This window comes from Pedobacter sp. WC2423, assembly GCF_040822065.1.
Taxonomy (GTDB): Bacteria; Bacteroidota; Bacteroidia; order Sphingobacteriales; family Sphingobacteriaceae; genus Pedobacter.
This window is the reverse complement of sequence record NZ_CP162005.1, coordinates 1,636,124-1,647,937: the sequence shown is the minus strand read 5'-3', so window position 1 is coordinate 1,647,937 and position 11,814 is coordinate 1,636,124. Positions and strand designations below refer to the sequence as shown.

Here is an 11,814-nt window from a genome sequence, read left to right as displayed (position 1 = left end):
AATGAACGAAGAAATATCCGGAGAACTTAAATTATTCATGATTTTATTGGGCTCTAAAGCACCGAAAAGAAATGTAGAGCAGCACGATTTCTTTTTTGGTATTGCTCGTAATTTAAAGGAGCTCGTGCCAGTAATTCGTTCTTTTTGGCCAGAGGCTGGTCAGACCATTCATTTAGATGGATGGCGAGAAGTAACCCTGGTAGATGGGTATCAGGTTAAGGTTGTCTTAAAAAATGAGGCTCCTTTAATTTCCTCAAAGAAGCTTTTCTTTATTAATCTGGGTGGTTATCAGCCTGATATATTGGAAGAGCAACATTATACGGTACTGAGTGTTCATGAGGAACGTACACAGGCGATTCAGGATGCCAAGAAAACTGTATTCTTTAAAAATAATAAGGTTAAAGGCGCTGGATCACATATTGACGAAAAATATGGGGTAGACGTGGATGATATTTATAAAATAGAAGATATTCTGGCCGATGAGTTTAAAGACAAGTACTATATTTTGATTACGCCGGCATCAGGGCAGGAAAAAGACAAAATTCATTTGGGCTATTTTAAACTTGATAAGATCAAATGATAGCTGCTGAGAAATTAGCGGATTGGGTGGGGGTTAAGCATAGTGGGCAACTGATCAGGCGTACTAAGAAACCATATGTTGATCACTTGATTGCCGTAGCAGAAATGGCAAAACCAGCTGTTGCTTTTGGTTATGAGATTGGCCTGTGCCATGATCTGCTGGAAGATACTGAGGTTAGCGAAGAAGAGCTGCGCAGAGCTTTGATTAGCTTTGATTATACAATTATAGATGCGGATTTGATAACTACTTGTGTAAAAGAGCTTACTGACGTTTTTACTGCTGCTGCTTATCCTGATTGGAGTAAACCGGAGCGAAAAGCGCGGGAAGCTGAACGTTTAGTGAGTATAAGTCCTACTGCGCAGACTGTTAAGTATTGCGATCTTACAGATAATATTGATTGGGTTCTGAAATTTGATCAAAAGCATGCTAAAAAATATCTAATGAAAAAGAAGTTATTAATAGGTGTGATGGATAAAGGTGATGAGGGGTTGAGGCAACGATTAATGAATGTAATTAATAAGGCACTTGATAGTATCCAGAAAACTTTGATCTGATTATTGGAGATGGCAACTTCTAATGACCAGCTTAAAGTTTTCTCATCTATAAAATCATGATTTTTCATTGGATGATTTTTCATAATAATTAGCTGACCTTATTAATATGAAAACATCAACGTTGCATAATATTTAGAGTAACATTGTTGCGTTTATTTCGTTTGTATCTATGATGTGAAAAGTATTTTAAATTTACACACATCAATAAGAGTTAAGTATTTAAAAAGATAATCTGAGAATTATTTTGATCCAATAATATAGTCTGCCAGAAATGCAAAGACTTAGGATACATAAAATGGAAATAAATGATAATGAGTCTCTTATATGGAAAAATACAGCAACAGTAAACATATTGAAGGTAAAAGCCTTAAACCAAATATTTTCAGGATTATCTTGGGTATGTCGGCTTCCTTGTTATTTATTGCGATAATCATTTCCTTTAATTCTGGTTTTCGGACTGCAGCGCCAGAAATTATTGTTGCCTTTTTATTACTTGCCATTGGCTTTAGGAATTTTAAGTTGTTAAAAGGCTTTAGTTTCACATTTGTGATCTTCGCAGCAGTTACGGCATCCCTAAGTTATCCTGACTATTTTATTTCCTATAATGGTTTTAAATTTGCATTGCTCATTACTCCATTGATCCAAATCATTATGTTTGGCATGGGGACATCCATGAGTCTTAAAGATTTTGTAAACGTATTAAAAATGCCAAAAGGAGTATTTATTGGTGTTTTTAGTCATTTTTTAATCATGCCGTTACTTGGGGTGACCTTGGCTAATATAAGCGGGTTTAAACCTGAAATTGCTGCTGGGATTGTTTTAATTGGCTGTTCTCCTAACGGCATGGCTTCAAATGTTATATCATATCTGGCAAAGGCCAATCTTGCCCTGTCAGTTACGATCACAGCAATTTCAACATTATTGGCACCATTAATAACTCCGCTACTAATGAAACTGCTTGCGGGAGCATTTATTGAAATCAATGTTGAAAATATGATGTTCGATATTGCCAGGATGGTGATTGTCCCAATTATTTTTGGTTTGGTATTTAATAGACTATTTCGGAATAAGCAGCAGTGGCTGGAAAAAATTATGCCTTTAATATCTATGTCTGGCATTGCATTTATCATCATGATTATTACAGCTGCAGGGCATAACAGCTTATTGGATATAGGGTTTAAATTAATATTGTTAGTATTGATTCATAATCTGATTGGATATATTTTAGGTTATTGGTCAGGGAGATTATTTAAAATGAAGGAACGTGACTGTAGAACTATGGCTATTGAGGTGGGGATGCAGAACGGTGGACTAGCATCGGCCATAGCAAAAGAAATGGGCAAAATGGCTACTGTTGGACTTGCTCCTGCTGTATTTGGTCCTTTAATGAATATCACAGGTTCTTTGCTTGCTTCCTATTGGCACAGGAAACCAATTAGAGAAGATCTTATTAATACAGCACCTTTAAGGTAGTTTTTTAGTTTCTTTAAGTAGAAGAACATACTGAAATTAGTTTTCATAACTGACTGATTTAAAGTTAACAAAGTTAGCCCTTGCAGTCTAATCATATCAAGTTGTTCAATGATTTAGCTTCCTGTAAATCAGTAACTTAAATCGTTTTTATTGAGTATGCCACTCTATAAAACTACTCACCGAATTGCTCACTTTTTTTATGCGATTTATTGCATATTTTGATATAACCCTTAAAATCAAAAACCCTGCTAATCATGCGATTGCAGGGTTTTATACATTTAGATAGTCTTTGGTGTGATCCCGCTGGGATTCGAACCCAGGACCACTACATTAAAAGTGTAATGCTCTACCAGCTGAGCTACGGAATCATTCTCCTTGTTTAAGGAGGTGCGAAGATAGAAAATAAATATGAATACACACTATACTTTATAAGAAAAGCGACGTTAAAATAACTGTAATGTTGTAGATTGCTGATTTCCAGGCGATGTTTTTGTCTTTGCAGTAGCTCTTGCATGATGCTCACTAATCCAGGAAACATAGTTTTCGACCATAATTGGTTCTTTTAGTAAACCCTGAGCTAGCTGCAACAGAGAAATCCGATGCTCAACTACCGGTCTGTACTTCTGAAAAAGATGTTGCAGCTCCTGTTGAACCTTATTTTTTGGCTTAATTCTGATATTTTTATTCACGGGATTTAAAACCTGTAAATTAATCTCCTTTGTGAAATACGTTGCTGCCGATTCAATTCTTTCCTGTAATGCAGGCAAATCGTTAAAACCAGTTTGTTTATGCAGATTAATCACCTGAACCTGGAAACGGTCAGCTAAAACAATCAAATTTTTAATCGATTTTCTCAGCTGAGAGAACAATACAGTATACTCAGGAATATTTGATCTGACAATTTCCGGCCTGGAAGTCACTGTTTCCAGCTCACTCAACAATTTATTTAATGAAAAGTGGTTCAGTACTAATTGAAGAATAAATTTCTGTTGCCCACTTACCAGCAGATCATCCAGTTCATCATCCTGCACAGATTTCATATAATTAATTACCTCTGTATTTGACCTTAAACTTTCCGTATTAATCTTAGATTTTAAAATCAAACCATTAAGCGTTCTCACACGACTCAAAGCCACATACACCTGGCCGGCTATAAATGATTTTCCTGCATCAATTATAGCATGGTCAAAAGTTAACCCCTGACTCTTATGTATCGTTACTGCCCACGCCAGTTTAATCGGATACTGAGAAAATTCACCAACCTGCTGCTGTACAATAACTTCTTCAGTATCTGTCTTATATTCAAAAGATTGCCACGAAGTCTTCTCTAACAGCAAATCTTCTTCATGAGGAAAGGAAATATAGATTTCTCCATCTTTAACAGACTTGATCTTTCCAATCTTTCCATTATAAAACTTTCTATTGTCTCCAGTATCATTCTTAATGAACATGATCTGCGCACCTTCCTTTAATTTCAGCGTTTGTTCTGCCTGTAAACCTGCGTCTCTAAACTCGCCGCTGGTCTCAGCCACAAAAGTATACTCCTCACCAGGAAGCTCATCTAATTTCGCTTTATTAACGGTATTGGCTTCTGCATTGTGTGAAGTGATAATAATTGGGCTCAATTCATCCGTGGCAAGAAAATCCGGATCATATCTTTTATTTAATAAAGCCAGATCAGCCTCAGTAATCTGATTATTTCTGATACTATTTAGGATATTGACGAATTCTGGTTCCGTTTGACGAAATACTGTGGTCAATTCTATTTGTAGCAGTGGATTTCTGCGGATCACATATCCCTCGAAAAAATATGGGGAGGCATAAGCTCTGCTCAGAAATGCCCATTCTTCTCTTTTAGTAACTGGAGGTAACTGGTACAGATCACCTATAAGCAACAATTGCACACCTCCAAAAGGAATATTGTTTTTTCTCACTGAACGGAGGATGGCGTCAATCATATCCATCAAATCACAACGGACCATAGAGATCTCATCGATGATTAATAACTCCAGTTCATTGAACAACGCTGTCTTTTCTCTATTGTAGCTTAAATCATTGACCATAGATTCAATAGAGGTAATACCCAGTTGTAAATCTTCCAAACCAATTTCACCAGGGAAAAAAGAGCCAGCAGGTAACTGGAAAAAAGAGTTGATAGTTGTGCCTTTAGCATTCATTGCAGCAACACCAGTAGGGGCAACCACTACCATTTTTTTTGAACTCTCTTCTTTTATTTTTTTCAGGAGTGTAGTTTTTCCGGTCCCGGCCTTTCCTGTAAGAAAAATGCTCTGATTAGTGTACGCTATAAATGATAATATCTTGTCGAAAATTGAATTAGAAGACCCGCCGTTACTCATTCCGCAAATTTAACCGATTAATTACAAATGCTAACGTAAATTTCTGTGTTTTTTTCCATTAAAGAGTCTATCTTTGCAAATGGCAAAATACTTAAAAGAAACCTCGAGAACTTTCAGTGAATTTCTCTTAATACCAGGACTAACATCTTTTGATTGCGTACCTGATAATGTATCCTTAAAAACCTCACTGGTTAAATACCGGAAAGGCGAAAAATCAACAATAGAACTTAATATACCTTTCGTATCTGCTATTATGCAGTCAGTTTCTGATGATCAGATGGCTATTGCATTAGCAAAAAATGGCGGCTTATCATTTGTCTTCGGATCTCAAACTATCCAGAAGCAGGTAGAAATGATCGAAAAGGTTAAACAACATAAATCTGGTTTCGTGATCAGCACCGCTAACCTGATCGCAGAAAATACATTAAAGGATGTGATTGCCTTAAAAACGAAAACCGGCCATTCTACTATTGCTATAACTGATAATGGTACTGCTAATGGTAAGCTGATCGGTATTGTTACCGGCAGAGATTATAGAATCGGTACAGATCTGATGGATAAGAAAGTCAAAGAATTTATGACTCCTTTTTCCAAACTCATTACTGCAAAAGCCGGAATTACTTTAAGCGAAGCCAACAGCATCATTTGGGAACATAAACTAAACAGTCTGCCTGTAGTTGATGAAGATAATAATTTCAAGTTTTTTGTTTTCAGAAAAGATTATGATAACCATAAAGACAATCCTTTAGAACTATCTGATGAGACTAAAAAACTAATTGTAGGCGCTGGTATCAACACCAGGGATTACAAAGACAGAGTTCCTGCACTGGTTAATGCCGGAGTCGACGTTTTATGTATTGACTCCTCTGATGGATATTCTGAATGGCAAAAAGCAACATTGGAATATATTAAAGCAGAATATGGTGACCGCGTTAAAGTTGGAGCCGGAAATGTGGTTGACAAAGAAGGATTTTTATATCTTGTTGAAGCAGGAGCTGACTTTGTGAAAGTTGGCGTTGGAGGTGGATCAATCTGTATCACCAGAGAAACGAAAGGAATAGGCAGAGGACAGGCAACCGCTTTAATTGAAATCGCTGAAGCAAGAGATCAATATTTCGAAGAAACAGGAATCTACATTCCAATCTGTTCGGATGGTGGAATAGCTCAGGATTACCATATGGCAATTGCACTGGCGATGGGAGCTGATTTTATCATGATGGGAAGGTATTTTGCAAGATTTGATGAAAGCCCTACACATAAAGTATTAGTTGGTGGTAATTACATGAAAGAATACTGGGGTGAAGGCTCTAATCGCGCCAGAAACTGGGAGCGTTATGATATGGGCGGTTCTACAGGATTAAAATTTGAAGAAGGTGTAGATAGTTATGTTCCTTATGCCGGATCTTTAAAAGATAATTTAGACGTTACTGTTGGAAAAATTAAGTCAACCATGTGCAGCTGCGGGTTTACAACCATTGCGAAGTTTAAACAAGATGCTAAACTTACTTTAGTTTCTTCTGTGAGCATTGTAGAAGGCGGAGCGCATGATGTACTGGTAAGAGAATAAACCAAGCATATTAATCAAGGCGCTGGTCTGGTGCCTTGATTAATAATTTTACTGCTTTCTCTGATTTAAAATTTGTAATATTTAGTGCTTGTCTCCGAGTGTAATCCTAAGACGGTTCAACGCATTCATTAGTGAAATGCTGGCTGTCAGGTCTACTAACTCTTTTTCATTGAAATGAACTCCCAGCTGCGTTTTTAACTCCTGCAGATCAGGTTGCATCCTGGTAATTGATTCAGCCCACTGAAGAACCAATTTCTGTTTATGATCAAAAACTGATGCATATTTCCAGCCTGGAAGCTGATCAATAATATTTTGCGCCATACCTGATTCGCGAAATTCATTCGAATGAAAACTACAACAATATGCGCAGCCGTTCATTTGGGATACATATAACTCTGCCAGAATAATCAACTGAACGTCTATTTCCGATTTCCTTATACTTTGATGAGATTTATATAAATAACTTATAGTCTCTTTTGATATTTCCTGATAATTCATGTGATCTTTTTATACGGCAAAAGTAGGATAGCGGCTTTTGGAGAAATGGTAAATAAGGTTGAAAAAACAGTAATATCCTTGGATAGTTCTCTAAAACGTAAAAGGAATAGCTAGTTTTATAGCATGGATTTTTTACATGACAGCTTTGCTATAGAGATTGCCAGCTATTCAGAGTGGCAGGAGAGGAGCAGGACCAATAATTTTTTCGAACTGGTCTATGTGCTAGAAGGAAAAGGTTTGCAAAGTGTAAACAGTATTAAATTGCCGTTTCATGGAAATGATATTCATCTTTTGCCTGCTGCAAAATGTTATAAGTATGTGATTGAAGAACCTGCGCGTTTTTTATTTGTTCGTTTTACAAGCAGTTATTTTGTCCCTTTATCAAATGATCAGGTTGACTATAGCTCATGGTTTAGCCGTTTGAATTTTATTCTGGCTAATCATCATCATCATCCCGGTGAACTTATTCAGGATCCAGGCGATAGTATACAAGTTAAAAGATTGCTCGATGCTGTGCTTTATGAATATGAACGGAAGGATATTTGTTCTGCCTTCATTATCAGAACTACATTGGTATCTATCCTGGAGATTCTTTCGCGTAATGCTCAGAAACGGATTTTAAATGGGAAAATAATACCTGATTCCAGGTTTGCAGATCTTTTAAGCTTTATCAATTTCCATATTATCAATAAGGATAAGATTACTGTGGAATATCTGTCCGGGCATTTTGGTATTTCGGTCACTTATTTTAGTGAATATTTCAGGAGAAATTCAGGCGAGCGTTTTCAGGATTATGTATTGAAATCCAGGCTTAAAATTGCAGAATCCCGTGTAGTTTATACGACCACACCGATAAAAGAAATTGCATGGGAGCTGGGGTTTACGGATAGCAGCCACCTGAATAGAATGATGAAAAGACATTTTGGAAAAGGAATGCTGCAAATAAGAAAGGGAGGATGACCAGAGTTAGTTTAGAAAATTAATTACCATATCAACGCTGTTTTTCATCATCTGGTCAGTCGCAAAATAACCCATTTCTTCGTTTAGACGGTATTTTACAAATTAGGGGGTCGCTGGTTATTTAAATGTCTTATCGGAAATGATTTAAAGATATAAAATAATACAATGTATTTTTTCTGTTATACTACTATAGTAATTGTTAAATTGCAGAATCATTACGATATACCTAAAACCTAAACTATGAAAAACTTATTTAAAAACATCGCATTAATTGCGCTATTTCCGATTTTAATTACCTCCTGCTCAAAGAAAAATGAGACTCCTTCAAATCGGGATTTGAGTACTAAGCAAACAGATAAAGTTCGTGAATACATCAAAAATCTTGGATTTACAGACGCACAAATAGTCGAAAAAGGAGCTCAGTATATTGTTGACGGTGATATCGTATTTGATAAAAATATGCAGATTCCTGATGATAACGGAAAGCCAAAAACAGAACAGTATTACAATGGTTTTCTGGTAACCAATAGTTCTAATATCCGTGTTAAAGTGGATGCTTCTATCACAAGCATGGCTGCTGAAATTAATGGAGCAATTCAGCAGTGGAATACAGTGCCTAATTCAAAAATTAAATTCGTCATTGTAACAGATAATAATTATGATATTTTGATAAAAGTTGACAATACGATCGGAGGTAGTACCTGCGGACAAGCTTACCTGTCTACCTCTGACGGTAAAGCAGGGAATACTGTTTGGATTAATCAGCAACTGATCAAAAATAATTCTTTTGCACAACGTCAAAGAACTATTGCACATGAATTCGGACATACCATTTCTATTAAGCATACTAACCAATCTACTTCGATTGATGTACCAGGAGTTGGTGGAACTGATGCGCTATCATTAATGAATGGCGGACAATGTGGAAGCGGGGCTACTGTTTTATCAGCGAAAGATAAACAGGCGACTGCTGTATTATATCCTTTATAATATAAAATTCAGATCAAATTAACACATATATCGTAATGTATCAGGAAGCTGTCTGAAAATGCAGCTTCTTGATATTAACACTTATATTTGTATATGTTTGATGTTTTCTTTTCTCATATTCTGGCCAAGGTATCACTAACCGAAAGTGAGAAAATTACTATCAAAGAATTTTTCACCGTCAAAAAGCTTCGGAAAAAACAGTATTTGCTGCAGGAAGGAGAAATATGTAAGTACATGTCATTTGTAGTAAAAGGTCTGCTCAGATCTTACAATGTTGACGAAAAAGGAGATGAGCATATGAATATGTTTTCATGGGAGGGGTGGTGGACCTCAGATATGAGCAGCTTCTTCTCAGGTGAAAAAGCTGTTTTCAGCATAGATGCTATAGAAAATTCCGAACTTTTGATAATCACGCTTGCAGATTTTGAAGAAATGACTTTAAAAGTTCCGGTCATGGACCGGTATTTTCGTCTCCTTTTTCAGAATAGCCTGATTACAAAAGAGCGAAGATTAATCAGTTCTGTCACAGATGCTGCTGAAGAAAAATATGTCCGGCTGATGGAATACAGCCCGCAAATCATTCAAAGAATCCCTCAAAACCTGATTGCCTCTTACCTGGGGATCACTCCGGAAACCTTAAGCCGCATTAAGAAGAAGATTACGCTGCGCAAATAACCAGGATTGATATAGATCAAGTCAATTTCTTGTTTTAGGTCAACTGTTTATGGCATCACGGCAAGTTACCTTTGCATGCAGATCGTTTAATCTTATAAAATTTCTCATGCTAAATACGATAATCCCTAAAATATTAATCACTGGAGCAACCGGACAGGTAGGTAGTAAAACAATGGACTTTCTTTTATCAAATAAAGAAATAGAGCTGGTAGCTGCAGTACGCTCTCCAGAGAAGGCGGCTCCGTTTACAGCTAAAGGAATTGCTACAGTTATTCTTGATTTTGATGACGAGAGTACACATCTGTCTGCGCTTAAAGATATCGATCGCGTTTTGATAGTTACTGGTTATACCGTTGATATGTTACGTCAAAGCAAGGCTTTGTTAGATAATGCTAAAAAATCTGGCGTACAGCATGTTGTACATCTGGGCGCCTGTGGTCGTGACGATACCACTGTTGCACATTGGGCCTGGCATCAATTGATAGAAAGGTATATTGAGTGGTCTGGGTTTTCTTATACACATTTACGTCCGGAAACTTTTATGCAGAACGTATTGAGTTATGGAGGTAAAAGAACAATTGAAAATGGTATAATTCATGCTTTTGTTGAGGGGGCGCGGCTGAGTTGGGTAGATGTAGATGATGTAGCACAAGTTGCTGCTCTGGCTTTAGCCAATCCGGAAGTACATGGCGGACAAACTTATAGATTAGGTTACGATGCAATAACTTTTAATGAAATGGCTGGACTGATGACTTCAGTTATCGGTAAACCTTTCCGTTATGAACCACTTTCTCCTGAAATCTTCCTGCAGCAAATGAAGGATTCGGGCGCTGAGATGGCTTATATGGATTGTGTATATAACCATTGGAAACGTTATGCAGCAGGGACGATTCCTGGTGCTGATGATACGTTTGACAACTTCTTTGAAATTACAGGAAAACAACCTGTGAAATGGATTGACTTTATTAAAAAACATAAAGCAGAGTTTGATTATTAGCGATTAACTCGTGGAATCAGTGTAACTTTTGCTGATGAAGATTGTCCAATCAATAAAATGATATGAAATCTTTATATAAACACACTGTGCTGATCACATTGACCGCCATAGCTACCTTATCAGCAGTTGCGCAACCTCAAAATAAGGGAATTCAGCATACAGATCCGCTTTATCAAATCGTATCCGGATTAGATAGTAACATGTTTTCCGCTTATAATAAACGCGATCTGAACGCTTTTATGAATTTCTTTTCTTCTGATCTTGAATTTTATGATGATAGGGGAGGCTTGTCAGACTATGCACATAATTTAGCTGCTTTTAAAAGGAATTTCACAGACGCTGTACATTCTTCAAGACGTGAGCTGGTTAAAGGAAGCCTGCAAGTTTATCGTTTAGGCAATTTCGGTGCATTAGCTGTAGGGATTCACAAATTTTATGGCACTGTTAACGGAAAGGAAGAGTTAGAAGCTACTGCAAAGTTTACCGAAATCTGGGAAAACAAAAATGGGAAATGGCAGATAAAGCGTGAGATGAGCTATGATCATAAATAAAGTAAAATGCAGGGATTAATTATCACAATTTTTTTTTATAATGCTTCAGGTGATCATAGCCTGCAAATATTTAACAATGAAAAGTAACACAGAAGATAATTACTCCTTGCAACGTTTGCTGCCTTCTAAATGGGCAGCATATCAATCAATCAGACTGGAAGCATTACAAACTAACCCTGAAATGTTTGGTAGCAGTTACGCGAAAGAAGTTATCTATAGCCAAGATGACTGGATCGCTTTATTAGAAAATGATAAGCGCGCCATATTTGCCTTATATGATACGGATTCAATCATCGGTTTGACTGGTGTGGCTATCGATAAAGAAGACGCAACATCAGCAATTTTATTTTCCTCTTTCATTAAGCCGGCACATCGCGGCAGGGGATTGGCCAGGTTATTTTATCAGGTACGAATTGACTGGGCAAGAGAAAAAAAATGCAGCTCAATTACTGTTTCCCATAGAGCAGGCAATGAAATTTCCAAAGCTGCAAATCAACGGTTCGGTTTTAAATATTCCAATAGGAAAAAAGTAACCTGGCCAGATGGTATATCTGAAGATGAAGTGATATATGCTTTGCAGCTATAATACATTTATCCCGGCCTGACACGGCC

General features: G+C 36.9%; 12 protein-coding genes and 1 tRNA gene. 10 read left to right on the top strand and 3 right to left on the bottom strand.

Annotated elements, in window-relative coordinates; translation table 11 throughout:
* Nucleotide 1: 1 nt before the first annotated feature.
* The 3 genes from AB3G38_RS06460 (at nt 2) to AB3G38_RS06450 (ending at nt 2,607) form a co-directional block, all read left to right on the top strand.
* The gene (locus AB3G38_RS06460) at nt 2-580 is read left to right on the top strand and encodes a DUF1543 domain-containing protein (protein ID WP_367867673.1); all 579 of its coding nucleotides are present in this window, start codon (nt 2-4) and stop codon (nt 578-580) included.
* The gene (locus tag AB3G38_RS06455) at nt 577-1,134 is read left to right on the top strand and encodes a hypothetical protein (RefSeq protein WP_367867672.1); all 558 of its coding nucleotides are present in this window, start codon (nt 577-579) and stop codon (nt 1,132-1,134) included. Before AB3G38_RS06460 ends, AB3G38_RS06455 begins: the two co-directional genes overlap by 4 nt.
* A gap of 324 nt (nt 1,135-1,458) precedes the next feature.
* Nucleotides 1,459-2,607, top strand: coding sequence for a bile acid:sodium symporter family protein (locus AB3G38_RS06450; protein WP_367867671.1), 1,149 nt, complete (start codon nt 1,459-1,461; stop codon nt 2,605-2,607).
* Between the two features lie 295 nt (nt 2,608-2,902).
* Here AB3G38_RS06450 and AB3G38_RS06445 read toward each other — a convergent pair.
* Both AB3G38_RS06445 and AB3G38_RS06440 read right to left on the bottom strand, forming a co-directional pair.
* Nucleotides 2,903-2,975: transfer RNA gene (locus AB3G38_RS06445), tRNA-Lys, on the bottom strand.
* A gap of 75 nt (nt 2,976-3,050) precedes the next feature.
* The gene (locus tag AB3G38_RS06440; protein ID WP_367867670.1) at nt 3,051-4,964 is read right to left on the bottom strand and encodes an ATP-dependent RecD-like DNA helicase; all 1,914 of its coding nucleotides are present in this window, start codon (nt 4,962-4,964) and stop codon (nt 3,051-3,053) included.
* Between the two features lie 79 nt (nt 4,965-5,043).
* Here AB3G38_RS06440 and AB3G38_RS06435 point away from each other — a divergent pair, with 79 nt between their 5' ends.
* Nucleotides 5,044-6,531, top strand: coding sequence for an IMP dehydrogenase (locus tag AB3G38_RS06435; RefSeq protein WP_367867669.1), 1,488 nt, complete (start codon nt 5,044-5,046; stop codon nt 6,529-6,531).
* Nucleotides 6,532-6,612: 81 nt separating this feature from the next.
* Here the strand turns inward: AB3G38_RS06435 and AB3G38_RS06430 are convergent, their stop codons facing one another.
* Nucleotides 6,613-7,029, bottom strand: a complete 417-nt coding sequence (locus tag AB3G38_RS06430; protein WP_367867668.1) for a carboxymuconolactone decarboxylase family protein — start codon at nt 7,027-7,029, stop codon at nt 6,613-6,615.
* A 123-nt stretch (nt 7,030-7,152) separates the two neighbouring features.
* On the opposite strand from AB3G38_RS06430, the gene AB3G38_RS06425 reads away from it, so the two are divergent.
* The 6 genes from AB3G38_RS06425 (at nt 7,153) to AB3G38_RS06400 (ending at nt 11,788) form a co-directional block, all read left to right on the top strand.
* The gene (locus AB3G38_RS06425; protein WP_367867667.1) at nt 7,153-7,989 is read left to right on the top strand and encodes a helix-turn-helix domain-containing protein; all 837 of its coding nucleotides are present in this window, start codon (nt 7,153-7,155) and stop codon (nt 7,987-7,989) included.
* Nucleotides 7,990-8,229: 240 nt separating this feature from the next.
* Entirely contained in the window at nt 8,230-8,979 is a 750-nt protein-coding gene (locus AB3G38_RS06420) for a M57 family metalloprotease (protein ID WP_367867666.1), read from the top strand.
* A gap of 234 nt (nt 8,980-9,213) precedes the next feature.
* Nucleotides 9,214-9,654, top strand: coding sequence for a Crp/Fnr family transcriptional regulator (locus AB3G38_RS06415; protein WP_367867665.1), 441 nt, complete (start codon nt 9,214-9,216; stop codon nt 9,652-9,654).
* A 106-nt stretch (nt 9,655-9,760) separates the two neighbouring features.
* Nucleotides 9,761-10,651: an SDR family oxidoreductase gene (locus AB3G38_RS06410; protein ID WP_367867664.1), complete on the top strand. Its 891-nt coding sequence runs from the start codon at nt 9,761-9,763 to the stop codon at nt 10,649-10,651.
* A 62-nt stretch (nt 10,652-10,713) separates the two neighbouring features.
* Nucleotides 10,714-11,202, top strand: a complete 489-nt coding sequence (locus AB3G38_RS06405; RefSeq protein ID WP_367867663.1) for a nuclear transport factor 2 family protein — start codon at nt 10,714-10,716, stop codon at nt 11,200-11,202.
* Nucleotides 11,203-11,278: 76 nt separating this feature from the next.
* On the top strand, nt 11,279-11,788 hold the full coding sequence (locus AB3G38_RS06400; RefSeq protein ID WP_367867662.1) for a GNAT family N-acetyltransferase: 510 nt from the start codon (nt 11,279-11,281) through the stop codon (nt 11,786-11,788).
* Nucleotides 11,789-11,814: the final 26 nt, after the last annotated feature.